We start from the raw sequence: 19,468 nt of genomic DNA, 5'->3' as shown, positions 1-19,468 counted from the left end.
AGATTAAAAAATCACTTTGTACATAAACTTATAATGATTTTACAAAAGATTTATTAGCAGTAATATAACCATTTGAAGTTTTCAGTCTAGGATATCCATTTGTATCAAATTCGACATCTATGACCTCAATGACCTGCCCTTTTTCAATTTTTACTGAGCGATTTTGTTCTATAAAGTTCGTAGAGTTATAGTAATAGTCATCTATCAAAAGTTGAACTTTTTTTACATCTGTATAATATTTTTCATAATGTGATGTTATTTTCTCTACATAATTCTTATTTGCAGTTAAAAATCCGTTAGATGTTACTAATCTTGGAATTCCCAAAGATGGCATAAATGATATCCCCGAAGTTTTTATAACTGCTCCTTTATTGATAGATTCGCCTTTTACTTTAAAGGAAAGATCTTTATAATAAGTATCAGCTTTTTTTAGATAAACATACGATGGATTGTTCAAGTAATAGGTTGCATAGTTTGCTGTCAAAACATTCACTATAGATTTATTCGATGTAATAAAGCTACCGTCTGCCAATTTAAATCGAGGAAAGCCATTTTCACTGTATGTGATACCGGTCACTTTAATTGAACTACCGGCATTATATCTATTTTTTTCACAGTGAACATTGTGTCTACGTAAGAATAATCAGCTTTTTTGAGATAAATAGTACCCGTTGTAGATCCGGTATAAAGATAATTTTTATAATTAGAAGTAATTTTTGTAACATAAGCCATATTTGCAGTGAGGTAACCCTCAGATATTTTTAATCTGGGGATACCTTCTTTTGTTTTTTCGATTCTTTCTACTTTATATATATCATTCTTACTTATTTTTCTTCCACGATTATTAGTACTAAAATTTATACTCCGATAAATATAATCATCTTTATTCATAATGACATATCCAGGATTTATTTGATAATATTTTGCTACAATAGGCTTTGTAGTGAATTTTTTTGTATAATCTGAAGACATATCGAATGGAATATTTATCCCAGGATAAAAAACACGTGATGTCCATTGCCATGCCCCATAAGCTGTATAAAGTTGTGTTTTTGATGGATTGTATGGGTACGCTGCCACCCATACATTTTTTTCACCCAACGTTTTTGCGTTTATCCGGCCTTCATTAATCCAATTTAAACCAATATAATGTTGAATATTCGAGTATCCTAGTTGTTTCAATCGATTGGCAAATGCTTGAGAATTCTGTGTATGGTTTTTATTCTCTTTAATTTTTGGTTCTTCAATATCATTGACCATAATTGTCGATTTAGGTAACTTTAACTCTGCCGCATATTCAGCAAAATAATCTGCCTCTTTAGCTGCCTCAGCACTTGTAGTAAACCAACTGTAATGATACGCATGAACATTCAAACCAGCTGCCTGAGCGTTTGCAATTTGACTTGCAGCATACGGATTTCTATAAGTCGTATATTCAGTTAATTTAACAACTACTGCCTTGACACCATAACTTTTCATAAGACGATAGTTTGCCACACTAATTATTCCATTATGAGAAGAGACATCAATGAAATCTTTTGTTGGAGTATTAGAATTATCATGAGCGATATCAGGAAGTGATGGCGTAGCTGCTCGTGCACGACTTACGGTTGGTTTGATCATTTCATATAAATCCGACCTCCCCTTATCTGAAGGAAATGCATTTGGTGAAACTTCATACTCGTTCGCTATTTGAGACTGCTTTGTTACTTCTTTTGATACAGTAGAAGACTGAACGGTGTTTTCAGATGTTGAATCACTACTTTCTGAGCTTTGTTGAGTAGTAGAACTATCTGAACTATTTCCCGAAACCGGAGTCGAAGACTGACTTTCATTCTTAGTTTCATCAATTGTTGTGGATTCGATACTTTCATTATATGAACTCCCAACCTCTTCTGCTACAGATATTTTAGGATTCACACCAATGAAAAGAATGAGTAGTAAACCAAATGAATAATAAGTTCTTTTTTTCGTATTTTTCATCTATTCCTCCATAAATTTTATTTTAATTAAATTATAATACAATTTTAATTTTTAAGCAATTGCATTGTATGTACTGTACACATTGTCTATAAAACAAGTTTCTAGTTTAAAATATTTGATTGACTTATAATAAGTCAATCAAATATTTTTTCCTTGAGGAGCTATCCGAAAAATCTCCATAATTTTAATTAAGTATAGTATATAATTTTTTTAACGCCTCTTGATTATATTCATCCACATCTAGCCCAGAGGAAATATCTTTACCTTCCAAATATGCAATGATTCCCTTTTTCAGTCCTTCTATACTATTTTCCACAACCAATCCCTTAGTATCACCTAAAACTGATCGGTTTCCAGGAATATCTGTTGCAACAATTGGTTTCTCCAATGCTAAACATTCTAGCAAGGTCATAGGTTGACCTTCATGATTCGATGGAAAAATAAAACAATCACATAAATCAAGAAGTTCCATAGCTTTATTAGTTTGACCAACAAAAATAATATTCTCCTCTAGTTTTAACCCCTTAACTAAAGCCTTCAATTTTAGTTCATCTTCTCCAGAGCCGACTATATATAATTGATATTGTATTTTTGTTTCATCAATTATTTGTTTAAAAGCTTTAATTAATTTTTCTTGATCTTTTTCAGGTGATAAGCGACCTATAGTGATAAAGTTCTTCTCATTTTTCTGAGGAATTTTTATTCCAGCCATCTCTATTTTTCCACATTCTTCGTGCATGTCAATAATCAATTTTTTTTCATCTAAAATATTCCCTAAAAATAATTGTGGATTACTTCTATGAGAAAAAAGATAGTCTTTATCTAATAGATTGGGAATATAGGTAAATTTTTCTTTTGGAACGTATTCGGTTAGATTTACCTCATTTTGTTCTTTTGTAAGTTTTCCAACAGAAGCAATAGAATCAAAATATTTGTATAATTGAAAAATAGTAGATAAGTTTTTCTTATGAACATATCTTCCTGAAACAATTTTTTCTGATTCTTTCTTCATATCATTATGCTGATAAACAATTTTTTTTCGTGCATTCGAAAATGCCATCATATATGTCCAAAAAGGAGCATAGCCGCCAAAGTCGATTGCAATATCAACACTAGTTTTTCCCAGTAATCTCTTCCACTCTCTTTGAACAAATATCCTATGGTCATCTATATTTGATACTAATGAACGATTGAATAATTTATTATACTTAATCCATTCAGAATAAGTTAGATCAATTCCTCCACCACGATAAAGAACATGTGCTTTTTTCGATATCTTAGCTACATTATCATCAAACTGTTTATTTTTAGCATTTTTATCAATAACAATTAAATTATATTTCTCATAGTCCAAATTTTTGGAAAGATTAATTATCGACGAAGTAATTCCGTTGTTTAACAAAGCTCCTCCGTATAATATTATGTTTTCTCTCCCATTATTAAAAGATATATCCTTTAGTACCGATTTTTTATTGTTAAAGATATATTCTACATAATCTTTGGTTACTACACCTGTATCATATGGTACATACTCATTTTTGAAATTACAAATCTCAGTTTTATTTTTTTCTAAAACAAGATCAGAATTATTAATATAGTAACTAACGCTATCCTCGTCTAAACAGACTTCGCCTGGCAAAGATTCTAAATCAAAATAAACACCTCGAACCTCTTGATATTCATCTTTATCATACATAAAAAAGATTATTGGTTTATCTGTTACTAAATAATCAAAAAAGATGCTGCTATAATCTGTTATCAACAAATCTGTAAAATACAGCAATTCATTTGCATCTACCCAATCTGATATAAAAGTTACATTATCAATATCAAATTTTTCAACGAACTGAAAAACTAAAGGGTGCACTTTCACAAGTAACTCGTTCTGATTCTTATCTATTTTAGAAACTATTTTACGAATTCTAGACATTAAATCCTCAAATGTATTTTGTACTGAACCAGTTTGGCCTCGCCAAGTAGGTGCATATAGTATTACTTTTTTTTCTAAGTCAACACCTTTACTATTTAAATAGTTTTTGACAATTTGACTTTCACTATAGATGCTATCTATCCTTGGATAACCATTCTCTAAAACTTTTCCGTTAAAAATACCATCTACTTGGTAAGAAAAGATTAATTTATCAGTAGTAAACTGGTTTGGTGATAAAATATAGTCCGCTTGCAAAAAATTTCTTTGAACATTATAATTTTGAGAAACAGAGCCCAACATTTCTTTCCCTAATGTTTTTAATGGTGTACCATGCCATGTGTTAACATATATTTGCTCTTCTTTTTTTATAAAATAAGGAGGCAAAGTAACATTATGGATCAGATATTTAGCAACACAGAGATAATAGAAGTATTCTTTAGTATGTGGCTGAATAAATTTTACATTTTTAAATTTCGAATAATATTTCACATATTCATTTTCTTCCGTATCTTCTAGAACCCATATGTGGACAAAATGATCATATTCTTTAGAATCAATAAGATATTTAAAAATTGCAAATGGATTATCATTCATAGCCTTGCCGTGAAAAGATTCATACAATATATAGTTGTCTCTTACTCTGCTTTTCAGATAATACTTTGTATAATTTATTCTCCGATAAAATTGTACATCTGTATAATTTTTACTTATATTTTTAATAACACCTTTTACATCGACCATTTAAATTCCTCTATTCATAAATAAAATTTTCCAACTTTTTAATTATTCTATTACAAATTTTCACACTTCCTCTTACGATAGGGGTAAGAAAAGTATAAATAACAATTCCAACAATATATATAGCTGTGGTCACAAGTACGCCATATATCAAAATATATTTTCCAGATAAAAATCGTTGTCCATTAACAAGAATAGGCCATAGATATTCTGTACTGAACCATGGAGCACTCTGTAGAAGATAGACTCCAAAAGCAGCTCTTGAAATATACTGGTATGCTTTCCTAGGTTTTATTTTTATTTTCATTGCTATAATAAAAATATTAACAGCCAATAAAAGCAATAAGGGACTTGCATCACGTGTATAAAATATTGTTTCGTGCCATCCCAAAAAGGTTAATATTTTAGTGAGCATATATTCCTTATTAGAAAATAAATATTGTAAACTAATATTAATCAATACCAAAGAAGAAAAGATCACAATAACATTAACAAATAACTTTTTGAAAGTAATATTCAAAAAGTTATTTTCATTTAACCTAATATGTGCTCCTAAGCTATATAAAAAGACAAACCAAATTGGAAAACTAAAAGTCATACCTTTATCATAATAAATGAAAGTATAAATAGATAGTAAGACAAACGTAATGCTTAATATTCTAACTCGCTTTTTATCATTATAATCCAACATAATTTTATTAATAATTGGAATCACTAAATACATGAGAGAATACGCTGTAACAAACCAATATTGGCCAAAAACAACTGGGAATAAGCGGCGAATAAATACTTCCATACTAAAAACTTGTCCCTCCAGTTGAAATAAAAGTGTGAGGAAATAGATAAATAATGAAATTACGGTCGTTTCCATCCAAACTATAATCAAGCTCTTTATTTTAGGAGAAGACTTGATCATAAAGTAACCAGTAATCATTATAAATATATTTACTCCCAACTTTCCTCCTACCAATAACGACTGCGCGATTATTTTATTAAAATGAATACCTTTTTCAAAATTCCAGCCAGTCCACAATGCGTAATGATGCAAAATAATAAAAAATATAGCACCTATTTTCAAAACATCAAAACTACCCATTCTTTCATAATGCTTCATTACACTTTTTCATTCCCCTCTATTTTTTGATCTTTCGCATTTTTGTAATACCCCCAAGCTAGTGCAAAAGAAATAAAAGCAATAAAGTAGTTGGGGAACGCATAACGAACATCTTGAGCTGGTATAGCAACAAACATTGTACCTAGGTTTAATAAAAACGGAGTAAATGCTAGCGTAAGCTTAAATGCTCCCTGCCACCAAAGTACTATAAGAGAGAACATAAAAATACAAAAATACAACGCTGGCATCAAAAATAAATAGAGACCCTTTTCTTCAATGTATTTTAGGAACTGTGATAAAGTTCGATTTAAATAATTATTTTGATATTTTGACGGTTGTATTACCATTCCTTTATAATCTGGTTTATATTTTTTAATTTCTGCCTGACGCATGAAATAAAATGGACCTTGCTTCCCAATCAATGGTTTTCTAAAAATTGGTCTCATGTTCATAAGTTCCATATTGGTGTGCCATAAAATTTCTGTTTGTAATAAATAAGCTTTTAATGCAATAACGGGATTTTTTATTGAAAGGCTAAGAGCATTTAGAAGAAATTTTCTGGGATTTTCTTTTAAAATTTCTTTATCAAACCGTTCTTTGAACTTAATCTTATCTACATCTCTCGGATCATATAACTCTTTCCAGTCTTTTTCATCCATTATAGAGTATAGATACTTTTCCTCATTTAAAGATATATTTCCGTCGTGTTTAATAACTGCTGCCGAAATCTGGACAAATATCCCAAAAGATTCTGTAGGATCCGATTGGATAACTTTAAAGTGAGAATATATTGGTCCCGTTGTAAAAAGATAAATACCAATACACAAAATTGATATCAAATAAAAACGTAAATATCCTTTTCTAAAAAATAATGCAAGAATAAAAATTGACACCAAAAAAACAGGCCAACCATTATGTCTAAAAAATAAAACTCCAAGAATAGAAATCATTAGCATAAGCAAGTTAAATTTGCCTCTTAACCAAATTCCCTTGGATGAGATGATTTTGATTAAAAGCAATATATTCCATACTAAAAAGTATGTATATAAGCTATCTTTTACTACATATATAGAGGAGAGGGGAAAAATTGGAACTAGAGTAAAATAAAGTAAAAAAGAAACAACCATTTTTTTACTTAAGAATCCTTGCAAGAAGTCAAAAATCTGTCCCATTACAAAGCTGTAAAAAATAACTTGAAACAGGACGAACGTAACTAGTTGATCACCAAAATATGTCATAATTTTTATCATCATTGTGTGGCCAACAGGATGCCAATCATTCCATGGGATGCTCGAATGTATTTGATTCCACTGATTAATAGAGTCCGGTACTAATATTCCTGGGTAAAATGCCCATAAATATAGTAATGAACTAAGGAAAAACGAACTAAAAAAAATATAGAATCTTATTCTTTTACTTTCCTTTTTTTTCTGTTGACTGCTAATCACCTTAGTTATATCTCCTAAAAACAGATAGAAAAGTAACATTAAACAGACAACTTCTATTTTCTTATGAGCAATTTCTTCAATGGTTGATAAGCTTAATATTGAAAAAGTATAGAAAACACTTAAGATTCCAATTATCATATTTAAAACGTTTGATAATGGGATTTTATGATATCTTATCGTAAAAAAATGTATTCCAATAATAAAAAATGAAAGAATACTTCCACAAAATAAGAACTGCCAACTAATATCTTCAAAAAGTAGCAATAATGCACCAAAAGAAATTATTACTCGCAACACTAGGGACATAATTAGTTTCATTTTAATTTATTCTCCAACCTTAATTGAAAAATAATTAGTTGAACATCTATTTCATACTGAGAACGAGATTTCCTTGCTACAGTATCCAGAATGAGTCCACAGACAAAAAATAATATTGCTAAAACCACCAGTCCTACGGCTAAAATGGCAGATGGCATTTTTGTAATTATTCCTGTTTGATGAAATTCTGAAATTACAGGTAAACCCACTAATAATCCTAGCACCAAAAATACTATCATCCATAATGTAAAGAAAATTAATGGCTTATAGTCTTTAAAAAGGGAAAAGATAGTTTTTAGCACTTTAAAACCATCAGAAAATGTATTAAGTTTAGACTCACTACCTTCTGGTCGATCACGATATTCTATAGGAACCTCAACCAAGTTAAATCGTTTATCTAATGCATGTATACTCAATTCAGTTTCAATTTCAAAACCGGGACTCAAAACTGGAAAACTTTTTACAAATAGCTTATTAAACCCACGATAACCAGTCATAATATCTCTATAGTTTGCTCGGTAAAGTCCGTTTATCAAGGAACGCACAAGGTTATTTCCGAAATCGTGAAATGCTCTCTTATTCTCTTCAGAATAAGTTCCGTTAGAGAGTCGGTCACCAATTGTCATATCAGCTTTACCACTCTTTAAAGGAGCGAGAAGTTTATCTATCTCTTCAGCTGGGTAGGTATCATCTCCATCAGCCATAATGTAGTAGTCAGCATCAATATCTCTAAACATTGCGCGAACAACGTTTCCTTTACCTTGTTTATATTCTTTCTTAACGATTGCTCCAGCCGCCTTAGCAGTTTCATAAGTTTTATCTGAAGAATTATTATCATATACATATATATCTGCCTCTGGTAAATATTTTTGAAAATCTTTTATTACTTTAGCAATTGTCAATTCTTCGTTATAACATGGTAATAGTACAGCTATCTTCTCATTCATAGATACTCTCCTAAAAAATATATTATTGGCTATGGTATTTTCTTAATTATATCATAATGATTAATTAGTTCTTGCTATCTTCAAATTTAAAACTTAATTCAAGGATAGTGACTTAGCAATCTCCTTAATTGTCTCAGAACTATCCCTATTCAAATATTTTTTTTCTATTATTGTATTATATTCTGTCTTACTAGGTTGCATAATTTCATCTGCCAATTCTTTTTCTGTTAAGTTTCTCCCTGTTAAACCAGTTTCAGCAGCAAGGTCAAAATACCAGCCGATTAATTTTTGATAATCAGTTTTATCTTCTTGTAATACAATCGTTTTCTTCTTTAGATGAGCATAATCAAACATAGCCGATGAATAATCGGTAATCAATACATCAGATATTAAAAATAATTCTTGTATATCTGTTAACTCATTTGGAAAACAATGAACTCTTGAATCAATATTACGATAAGTATCAAATAATTTTGATTCTAGTGGATGTAACTTAACAATGATTTCATAATCTGATGGTAACCCTTGGACCACTTTTTTAAGGTCCAAGGCGCTTACTTTCTTCCTTTTATTTTTTCGCCAAGTAGGACAATAAAGAATATATTTTTTTTCTCCTCCGAACGGCTGGTTAAAATATTTTTGTATAATTCTTATTTTTTCATTCTTATTATTCTTATTATTAATTAAATAAGAATTTCTTGGTGCCCCTTTTTCTATAATTTGTAAATAATCGTTTTTTTCTAACATAAAAGCACTATAAAATAATTCTGTGTTTCTAGATGACGAAGATAGGAGATAATCCCATTTCAACATTCTAGGTAAAAAAGCTTGACTTTCAATCTTTTGTTGTTCTTGATTTTCTAAATCAAATACCATTTTTTTCAATGGAAATCCGTGCCAAGTTTGAAGAAATATCTGTCCCTTAACTTTTCCTACTTTATCTAACGAATTACCATTAAGTATGACCAATTTTGATTTCCTGAATTTCTCAATATATTGATTTCCACCTAATCGTAATGGAATACATCCATTATCTAAAATTTCCATGTCTACTAGTTCATTAATTGAACTCACATAAATTATCATTTCAGGATTTTCTTTTTTTAATGCTAAGGCCAAGTATTTAGGATCCCCTGAAAAAGATTTTCCATGGAATGATTCAACAAATATAAAATTATTCCATAGCTTTCCTTCAAGTAACCGATCCGTTGATAATTTCTTTTTTTTAAAAAGGGATAGTGCTTTTTTGATAGAATTTTTTATATAGTTACTGCTAACTACTTTTCCAATGAAAGGAAGTTCCTTCATTCTTAAATATACGTTTAATATCAATCGTTCTTTTTTTAGATTATTATTTTCCATTAGCTTATTATAAATAAGCTCTTGTGAAACACTTGAAGTGTATTCCTTTTTATATTTTGAATTTATAACTGTTAGAATATACTGTCTTCCGTAATCACGTAAAGTTAAAGTTTCTCTTGCATGTTCAACATCAGCAGCATATTTTTTCTGTGATTCACTGAAAGAGCATGATAAAAACCTGTCAATTTCTTGACTGTCAGAAAAAATATTTTTGTTAATCCAACAGATAGATTTAAATCCTTGGTAAATATCGGAAAGTGATTGATCATCTCCATGATAAAGAATGATCTGTTTCCCCTCAGAAAAAGCTTCCATTATAGAATAGCCAAATGTTTCATATCGAGCTGTGGATAAATAAATATACGCATTTGGTTTTTCCTGATTGATAAATACATAACTTTGCAAAGAATAGAGTTCTATCAATTTTCTGTACAAAATTTCCCCAGAACCATTGCCATTTATATAAAGGAAATAGTTTTTTTTCTTTAATTTATTGACATAGTATTCCATTAGTTTAATTGCATAAGCTATATCTTTCTGTCTTTCATCAAAACGAGAATATATTAAAAAATTTTTTCTATTCTCGTTATTTTGATATGTCATATTAAATTTTTTAATATGGCGAGCACTCACGGGGAAAACAACAACATTATCTCCTTTAATTCTTTTACAAAACTCCTCCTTTATTGATTCAGTGGCTACTCTGTAGACATCAATAGAATCAGGACAAAGATCAACCTCTGGTTCGATTAAATCTAACGGTGCATGTACTTCTCCAATGACTTTACTATCAGGAAAAGACAATTTTATTACTTTTGAAAATAGGAATAAACTTTCCCTAGTAATAATATATGTATCACATGAGTCAGACTCTCTGAATTTATCAACAGTAGAAAAATTAATACTTTTCCTGTCTAAAATTTCTTCTTCTATTTTCTTTATCTTTTTTTTAGAGAAAGGAAGAAGATTAAAATAAGTGACAGTTTCACCAATTTCTAAAAATTCATTTATTAAGTTAATATTACTTCGACTTGTCCCTCCAGTTCCAAACAAATCGTAGCCAATAATTCCAATACTCATAAAATACGGCAGCTATACTGACTACCGTCTTCCCTCCCTCATCTTCCACCATAAACTCTTTACCACAAAAACCGGCAGTTGAAAAATTCGACCGATTCGCGCTGGATTGCTCAACGAGCGATACAGCCATTCCAAATGATGATCCAAATAAAACTGCGGTGCGCGTTTCACATGACCACTCAATACGTCGAAACTGCCGCCGACGTCTTGAAAAATCGAAACTTTGAGGCGTTCGCTATTCCGTGCCAACCACTGTTCTTGTCGGGGAAAGCCAAGTGCAACAAATAAAAAATCAGGAGCTGCCTGATTGATTTGTTCAACGACTTGGTCTTCTGATAAGGTGGTATAACCGTCAATCGCTCCGGCAATTCTCATCTTAGGATATCTTTTCTTAAGATTTGCGATGGCATCTTGCAAAATTTCTGGTTTTGCACCATAAAAAAAGGCACTGTGCCCGTAGAGATTCGCATATTCTAAAAATTTCTGCATCAATTCAAAACCCGCCACGCGCTCATTAATTTTTCCACCTGTTAATTTCGAGACCAACACAATTCCGATTCCATCAGGGATACGGTGCGTACTTGTCTTGATAAAGTCAATTACTTCTGGATAATTTCTTGCCTGAGTGACAATTTGCGGATTGACACTGATTGCAGTCATTTTTTTCCCTGAACTCAGATACTGAGGAACCTCTGCCAGAATCATGTCATATGTTAATTGATCGACCGGGATTCCCATAATGTATTCATGCGCCATTTTCTTCCATCCAATTCGTTAATTGTTTCATTGCAGTTCCGTGATTGTATTGATTCCACGTACGATTAAATACCTGAAAATCGATTGACTGGGCTGCTGCCGTTTTTTTGATTAGCTCATCCAAGGTTTCTGCCACAGCCTCTGGAAACTGTTCAAAAAACGCTGTTTGAATCCCCACCTCTGTTTGATAGCTCTGCAAATCATAGCAGAAGAAAAGTAATTTCCCTTGCGGATTTGCTAAGGTATATTCAAAAGGAACAGAGGAATAATCCGAGATTAGGCAATCTATTGAAGGCAGGATTTCCTGCAAACTCATTTTTTTAAAGTCAGTGATTACCTGTGGATCAGCCGCTAATTTTTGTTGCAACGTTTGATCATGAGGATGTGCCTTTGCGAATACTTGCCACTCATCCCCTAATGCTGCTGCTAATTTTGAAAAGTCAATCGGATTGGCGGAGTCATTTTCCCGATAAGTGGGAACATAGAGCAAACTTTTTTTTGTGCCAAACAAGTGACGAAATTGTTTTTTTGCTTGTACAAGCCAAGCTTCATCAAAATAACGATCCGTCGGTATATATCCGAAGGGCAAAAATTCTGCATTTTTTGCTTGATAACTCGCTTTAAAAATTTCCGACATTCGATTTGAACCAACAACATAATGCGTTTGCCGATCATAGACTCGTTGAAATCGCTGGCGATCTTGGATTGAACTATTTTTGGCGTATTCTGCTTGAAGTCCAAAGGTTTTGATGGCACCACCTGCATGCCAGAGTTGAACAACTTTTGTGTCTTCATCAAAAGTGACACCTCCCAAAAATGGAAAATAGTTGTCACACAAAATCATAGTAGATCCTTTGATTATGGGAATAGCTTTCCATAAAAGTTCGCTGAAAGAATCCAAACGATAGATGTCGCAGCCGAGATTTTGATAACTTTGCGCCAATTCCTGTGCATTTTTTGTGTAGCAAATAACTAGCCGTTTGCCAAATTTTTCGTACAGTCCGGTTAACATCCAATGACTCGTCAGTGGAAAACTCAACAAAAAAATAATTTTGTCATTTTTTTGTGTTTGCTGATTGCTTCTTTTTGCTACCATGAAAAGATAAAGAGACTTCATACTAGCTAATAGGGCCTTCATTAAAATCCCCCTTTACACTGCTTCTTATTTTACCTGAAAGCCCGGGAAAAGAAAACAATTGTAAAGAAACTGTCATATTTCTTTCAATCGTTTTCAATTTTTTCACAAAAAAAGCTTGCCGTTTATCAAGAGTCTTGATACCAGCAAGCTGCATACTTTTTAAATTTTACTAGATTTTAACTGAAAAAATATTTTTCTCCTACTTGTTGTTTCACATCGGCACAATCAGCAAGTACGGTTGTTGTCGCCTTGTCTCGATCACAGATATCACAATATTCGACATCAAACACGATTCCTTTTCCAGTGATTTCCTTCGCGACACCAACAAATGAACGGTGAAATTCGTGAGGTTTGACTTCATACTTCTTTCCAATTTGAATCGCTGTTTTTGTAATCATTTTAAAACTCCTTTACTGTTAACCTACATTTACAATACCATACCAATTATCATTTATCAAATATCATCATGGAAATATCTATATTCTCATCGTGTATATACAAGTATACCATTTCTAAATAAGAGAAAAGTTATTCCTTTTTATTCCTTATATAGAAAAAAGCTTTCAAAATCCCGACAGATTTTGAAAGCTTTCATTTTATTTATGGATAAATACGATTCAACAAACGTGGAAACGGTATTGCTTCCCGGACATGCTCGATACCTGAAAGCCACGTGACCGTTCGTTCCAAGCCCAGACCAAATCCAGCATGAGGTACAGAACCATATTGGCGTAAATCAAGGTACCAAGAATATTCCTGTTCATCTAAACCATGCGCCTTGATTTCCTCCAATAGATATTCATAATCAGTGGCACGTTCAGAACCGCCGATGATTTCCCCATATCCTTCTGGAGCAATCATATCTGCACAGATAACAAGATCTTCCCGGGTTGGGTGTGGCTTCATATAAAATGGTTTGATCGCTTTTGGATAGTTCAAAATGAACACCGGTTGATCAAAGGAATTGGCAATAAAGGTTTCATGAGGTGAACCGAAGTCGTCTCCCCACTCAATATCTTCAAACCCATTTTTCTTCAATAAAGTGACCGCATCATCATAGGAAATTCGTGGATAAGGTAATTGCGTATATTTTTCCAACACTGCCCGATCCCGCCCTAATACATGAAGCGCATAATCGCAATGGTCTAATACATTTTGAACCAGATAAGCTACATAATTTTCTTGAATTTCTAAACTTTCTTCTTGATGCATAAATGCCATTTCTGGTTCGATCATCCAAAATTCAATTAAATGACGACGTGTTTTCGATTTTTCTGCCCGGAATGTTGGACCAAAAGAAAATACCTTGCCAAAGGCCATTGCCGCAGCTTCCATATATAATTGCCCTGATTGAGAAAGATATGCCTTTTGATCAAAATAATTGGTTTCGAATAAATCGGTCGTTCCTTCTGGTGCTGAACCAGTTAAAATCGGTGGATCGATTTTGATAAATCCTTCTTTGTTGAAAAATTCGTAACTTGCACGAATAATTTCATTTCGAATTTGCATGATGGCGTGTTGCCGTGAAGAACGCAACCACAAATGGCGATGATCCATCAAAAAATCTGTTCCATGTTCTTTTGGCGTAATAGGATAATCTTGGCTTTCACCTACAACTTCAATGCCGGAGATGCCAATTTCGTAACCAAATTTTGAACGGCTGTCTTCACGAATTTCACCTTCCACCCAAATAGATGTTTCTTGGTTTAAATTTTTTGCCAATTGAAAAATTTCTTCGGATACTTCGCTTTTAACGACTACCCCTTGAAAATAGGCCGTTCCGTCTCGTAACTGTAAAAAAGCGATTTTGCCGCTTGATCGCTTATTTGCTACCCATGCACCGATTTTCACGATTTCACCTACATGATTCTTTGCGTCAATAATTTGAATTTGCTCCACTGATGTCTCTCCAATCTAATTTATACACTCATAGAAATTTTATTACTTTCCTTGCTTCTTTTCAACAAAAGAATGGATTCGTGCCACAGCCTTTTCTAAGGTTTCCCAATTTGCTGCATAACTAATCCGCAGATTTTCCGGTGCACCAAAGCCTGCCCCCGTTACAAGAGCGACCCCCGCTTCTTCCAAGATTGCTTCAACAAAAGCATTGATATCTGAGTAGCCGCATAAAGTCATCGTCTTTTTGACATTTGGAAATAAATAAAAAGCACCTTGCGGTTTGTCCAACTTGACTCCTGGAATTGCTGTAATCAAGGGATATAATTTGTTCAATCGTTCTTCAAACGCTTTGCGCATGATTTCTACGGAATCTTGCGGACCATTTAACGCTTCAACTGCTGCATATTGACTCACTGCGGTCGGATTGCTGGTGGATTGCGAAGCGATATCAATCATTGCTTGAATAACAGTTTCGTTGCCCACTGCAAAACCGATCCGCCAACCAGTCATGGCATACGTTTTAGAAACACCGTTAATGATAATCGTTTGTTTGCGGATTGCTTCAGAAATTGTGGCGATTGGGGTAAAGGTATTTCCGTTATACACAAGATTGCCATAAATATCATCAGCAATGATCAAAATATTTTCAGCAACTGCCCATTCACCAATCAGCCGCAATTCTTCTTTCGTATAAATCATTCCTGTTGGATTTGACGGTGAATTTAAAATCATGGCTTTCGTTTTTGGAGAAACCGCCTTTTTCAGTTGTTCAACGGTCACTTTAAAGTTATTCTCGTGACGACCTTCAACAAACACCGGAACGCCTTGTGCCAGCTTGACCTGTTCGCCATAGCTTACCCAATAAGGAACAGGAATGATAACCTCATCTTCCGGATCCAGAATTGCTTGAAACAGCGTGTAGAGAGCAAATTTGGCCCCATCTGTCACAATGGTTTGCTTTACCTCGTATTCAAGGCCATAATTTTTCTTGATCCACGAAACAACAGCTTGTCTAAGCTCAGGGATACCTGCAGATTGCGTGTAAAAACTAGCTTTGCCGCTTTCAATGGCACGGATTGCTGCTTGTTGAATATTTTTAGGCGTAACAAAATCCGGTTCCCCGACAGTCAAACTTAAAATATCTTTCCCTTGTGCTTTCAACGCCTTTGCTTTAGTAGACGCTGCCAGCGTTACTGATGGTTCTAATTTCTCCGCTCGTTGCGAAAGTTTCATACCCTTCACCCTTTCAAATTAAACGTTCGTGATTGTTTTAATCTCTTCACCATTTTCAAACGCAATTAAATAATAATTAACTCCCTTAGATGTTCGTGTGACGATTTCCCAAACCGGTTCGTCCTCAAAAATTCCCAGACTGGCCTTTTCCACGGATTCTTTTGGATAGGTTTTTGCGACCATCGCCTTTGCTGCATCCTCCGTGATCCCATCTTTTTGTGCCAACAGCGTGATTTTCTTTCCATCTTTTGGAATGATTACAGCAATTTGCTGGCCTTTTTTATTTTTGCCAGTCAAACTAAAATAGGTTTTCTCCCGGGTAAACCAATAAAATTGGTCCACCTCTTCAAGATCCGTATATTTTTTTGCCATGGCCGTCGCTTCTTTTTCTGCTTGTCTTAAAGGACGAGTTGCTCGAGTATAAAAAATACCGCCAAACAAAAGAATTGCCGCCAACACACTAGCTAAGATGATTAAAATAACTTCCTGTCGTTTGCTTTTGTCTTTGCTCACTACATTACTCCTTGTTCCTTTTTTGGCGCTGAATTTTATGTCCCTAGCTGACGGGTAACAACATAAAGTCAGCTCAGGTCTTCAACAAATTGTTGTTATTCATTATAGCAGATTTTTTTGTTTCCATACCGCTAATTTTCATCCGTTGCTGAGGATTTATCCAAAAATTTATACATTTCTGAAGATATTTCTGAAAGCGGCAGCTCTGCGATCACGGCTTCTTTCGGTAGTGCTTGCCGGATTCGTTTCCCGTATTTCGTTGTTAGCAGTCGACGATCCAATAAAATCATTACCCCATGATCTTGTTGGGAGCGAATCAATCGCCCCAACCCTTGACGCAATTTCAATGCCGCTTTTGGAATAGCTTCTTGAAAAAAAGGATTGATTCCTTTTTCCTGTAAAAAGGCGTTTTTAGCTTGAACTTCTGGACGTTTAGGATTTTCAAAAGGCAAGCGGGTCACGATTACCAGCTGCAAAGTATCTCCTGGGAGGTCGATTCCTTCCCAAAAACTATCTGCACCAAATAAAATTGCCGCATCTGATTGACTGAAGCGTTTCAAGATTTTTTCCCGGCTACCACCAATTCCTTGGGCAAAGATTTCCCTTCCTTTGGTTAAAAACGCCAAGTGCATTCGACCGTAAACTTTTTGCAAAATTTCGTGGGAAGTGAACAATACCAGCACCGGCTTATTGAAATCTTTTAAAAGATTTTCCAAAGTCTTAACTAAATAATCCACATATTCTTCGGAAGAAAGTTCTGGAATCGAGCTTCCTTCTGAAGGAATAAAAATCCGAGCCTGCGCTTTATAATCAAAAGGCGAGGGCAAAATTTTTAAGGGTGCTTCCGGTATTCCCATTTTTTTAGGAAAATACAAACGATCAGCAGCGATTTTCAACGTTCCACCAACATAAATGATTCGATCATATCGTTGATACCACGTAGTTTGAGGTAACAAGGAAGCTTCAAAATCGGTGATTTTTATTATTCCAGCCGGCGCCTTCGTTCCCGGAACAAACCAATGAATATAGCGTTCCTGCCAATTTTCCAGCCACCGTGACATCACCATCGCCTGCTGTTGCATCTCCTCAAATAAATCCAACAATTCGGTATAAACAAACTGCTCCCGTTTCAACCACTTATTTTCGTCTGGCAAAAGATAGTCGGTAATTTGCGTCTGCAATTCGATGATTTCTTCATAATACAATTGGATTTTCTGAATATTTTTGGCATCTGATAAAGACAGTTGCTGCAACGTATCTGCAGTAATAATCGTTTCTTTTTCAAAAGATACTTGTTCCGACAAAGCTTCAAGAAAAAGTTCCTGGCTTTCCACCAAAAAACGAATCTCCTCTTGATAAATAGCCAACAACCGCAAACACTCTGACTGATCTTCCAACAATTCTTCAAGTCGAGCAAACAACCCGATAGGCTCCAACAGTTGTTGAGCTTTTCGATGAAATACCGCAAAATTAACCGATTGGCTGGCAACTCGCTCACAAATATCTGGAAGATGATGTGCTTCATCAATAACTAAATAAGGGCTTCGGGGCAACAACGGGTTCTCCCGCAAGCTTTCCTGCGCTAACAGCGCATGATTTACAATCAGAAAATTGCTCTCCTTCATCCGTTGATGCAGATAACGTAAAAAATCCTGTTCATAAAATTCATCTGTGACAGACAGATGGGATACTCCCCGATGGTGAATTTCTTTAAACAGCAGATGGTTCAAACTAATAAGATTTAGTTCATCAAAATCTCCAGTCGTTGTTTGAGTTAACCAAACCAAGACTGCCGACTGATACAGTGCATATTGTTTTTGCGGCAATGGCCGCTGCAATGTCGCTTTAAAGCGTTGTAAATCGATGTAATGCTGATTGCCTTTGATCACCGTTGCTTGGATGGGTTGGTGAAATAATTGATTCAATAGTGGAATGTCTTTTTTCAACAATTGATCCTGCAAAACAAGTGAAACGGTACTGATAATCGCTGGCTGTTCCGGTGTGGCAACATAATTCAGCGGCAAAAGATAACCAATCGTTTTTCCCATCCCGGTAGCAGCTTCAATCAGCAGATTTTTGTTGTCCGGTGTCTCGGTAAAATGCCGATAGACCAAATTCATCAATCGTGCCTGATCTTTTCTGAAGGCAAGCTTTCCGGCAAAAAGATGTTCTTTGCCTTTTTTCTTTTTGGGATAATCCTCTGCAAAATAATTTTTCTCAAAGTAAGTAAGCCTTTTTTTGCGCAAAGCAATCCCGCTAACCACCTCCAGTTGACTGTCCAATGGTTTCGGGTGTCGTTTCATTTCATTTGCTAATGAGCGAATATAGTTGCTGGTCTGCATGCCTAAAGGTTTGCTCAAAGCGGCGATTTTCTCCACTGTGATGACCGGCAGTTGCTTAATCATCGCTTCAATATATAAAAATAATGCTCCGGTAACTTCCGCATCACTATCTGCCTGATGAGGATTTTCATGGCTCAAGCCCAGACTTTCCGCCAAATCTCCCAGACGAAAACTGATTTCTGTTGGCAAAAATATTTGTGCCAGCTCCACCGTATCGATTCCAGGGATCGTCAATTCCGGCGCACCGCAACGTTGCAATTCCTTATTCAAAAAATTGTAATCAAAATAAATATTATGGGCGACAAAAACCGTATCTGCCAATAAATTGTAAATCGTTAAAGCGATATCTTCAAAATAAGGGGCTTTTTTTACCCGCTGATTGCTAATATGCGTCAAATTTTCGATTTGTTTCGGAATAAGACGATCGGGATTGACATCTGTTGCAAAGCGCTGGATCACTTGCCCATTTCGAATCAACACACAGCCAAGTTGAATGATCCGATCAACTTTCGGATCTGTCCCCGTCGTTTCTATATCTACAATTGCGTACGTCTTCATTTTGACTGGTAGCCTCCTTGCATATACCTTTGCATTATACTACAAATCCCAAAGACATTTCAGCGCTTTTCAAGTAGATGCCTGCATTTTTGAATAAAAAAAGAGGAAA

14 protein-coding genes are annotated in these 19,468 nt (G+C 34.2%); all 14 read right to left on the bottom strand.

Going from position 1 to position 19,468, the window contains the following annotated elements; all coding sequences use genetic code 11:
- Positions 1-28: 28 nt before the first annotated feature.
- Positions 29-577 (bottom strand): DUF5776 domain-containing protein, encoded by a 549-nt coding sequence (locus tag BN1875_RS11610; RefSeq protein ID WP_048604995.1) that lies wholly within the window; start codon positions 575-577, stop codon positions 29-31.
- Positions 574-1,983, bottom strand: coding sequence for a GH25 family lysozyme (locus tag BN1875_RS11605; protein WP_053082159.1), 1,410 nt, complete (start codon positions 1,981-1,983; stop codon positions 574-576). The genes BN1875_RS11610 and BN1875_RS11605 overlap by 4 nt, the downstream gene beginning before the upstream one ends.
- 184 nt (positions 1,984-2,167) lie before the next feature.
- Positions 2,168-4,654, bottom strand: coding sequence for a glycosyltransferase (locus BN1875_RS11600; protein ID WP_048604994.1), 2,487 nt, complete (start codon positions 4,652-4,654; stop codon positions 2,168-2,170).
- A gap of 10 nt (positions 4,655-4,664) precedes the next feature.
- Entirely contained in the window at positions 4,665-5,765 is a 1,101-nt protein-coding gene (locus BN1875_RS11595) for an acyltransferase family protein (protein WP_048604993.1), read from the bottom strand.
- Complete coding sequence (locus BN1875_RS11590; RefSeq protein WP_048604992.1) at positions 5,765-7,531, bottom strand: DUF6020 family protein; 1,767 nt, start codon at positions 7,529-7,531, stop codon at positions 5,765-5,767. The genes BN1875_RS11595 and BN1875_RS11590 overlap by 1 nt, the downstream gene beginning before the upstream one ends.
- Positions 7,528-8,478, bottom strand: coding sequence for a glycosyltransferase family 2 protein (locus BN1875_RS11585; protein WP_048604991.1), 951 nt, complete (start codon positions 8,476-8,478; stop codon positions 7,528-7,530). Before BN1875_RS11585 ends, BN1875_RS11590 begins: the two co-directional genes overlap by 4 nt.
- A 93-nt stretch (positions 8,479-8,571) precedes the next feature.
- Entirely contained in the window at positions 8,572-10,920 is a 2,349-nt protein-coding gene (locus BN1875_RS11580; RefSeq protein ID WP_048604990.1) for a CDP-glycerol glycerophosphotransferase family protein, read from the bottom strand.
- Positions 10,921-10,941: 21 nt separating this feature from the next.
- Positions 10,942-11,676, bottom strand: coding sequence for a WecB/TagA/CpsF family glycosyltransferase (locus tag BN1875_RS11575; protein WP_187115928.1), 735 nt, complete (start codon positions 11,674-11,676; stop codon positions 10,942-10,944).
- Entirely contained in the window at positions 11,666-12,814 is a 1,149-nt protein-coding gene (locus tag BN1875_RS11570) for a CDP-glycerol glycerophosphotransferase family protein (RefSeq protein WP_048604989.1), read from the bottom strand. The genes BN1875_RS11575 and BN1875_RS11570 overlap by 11 nt, the downstream gene beginning before the upstream one ends.
- Positions 12,815-12,990: 176 nt before the next feature.
- On the bottom strand, positions 12,991-13,212 hold the full coding sequence (locus BN1875_RS11565) for a hypothetical protein (protein WP_048604988.1): 222 nt from the start codon (positions 13,210-13,212) through the stop codon (positions 12,991-12,993).
- 202 nt (positions 13,213-13,414) lie between these two features.
- Positions 13,415-14,713, bottom strand: a complete 1,299-nt coding sequence (gene asnS, locus BN1875_RS11560; protein ID WP_048604987.1) for an asparagine--tRNA ligase — start codon at positions 14,711-14,713, stop codon at positions 13,415-13,417.
- A gap of 42 nt (positions 14,714-14,755) precedes the next feature.
- A complete protein-coding gene (locus BN1875_RS11555) occupies positions 14,756-15,946 on the bottom strand; it encodes a pyridoxal phosphate-dependent aminotransferase (protein WP_048604986.1) in 1,191 nt (396 codons plus the stop codon).
- Positions 15,947-15,964: 18 nt separating this feature from the next.
- Entirely contained in the window at positions 15,965-16,459 is a 495-nt protein-coding gene (locus tag BN1875_RS11550) for a cell wall elongation regulator TseB-like domain-containing protein (protein ID WP_048604985.1), read from the bottom strand.
- A gap of 131 nt (positions 16,460-16,590) precedes the next feature.
- Positions 16,591-19,359, bottom strand: a complete 2,769-nt coding sequence (locus BN1875_RS11545) for a helicase C-terminal domain-containing protein (protein ID WP_048604984.1) — start codon at positions 19,357-19,359, stop codon at positions 16,591-16,593.
- Positions 19,360-19,468 lie beyond the last annotated feature (109 nt).

It is taken from the genome of Enterococcus massiliensis (assembly GCF_001050095.1).
In the GTDB taxonomy this organism is placed as follows: Bacteria; Bacillota; Bacilli; order Lactobacillales; family Enterococcaceae; genus Enterococcus_C; species Enterococcus_C songbeiensis.
Note: the sequence above shows the minus strand (reverse complement) of the source record. Positions and strands in the feature narration are given on the sequence as shown.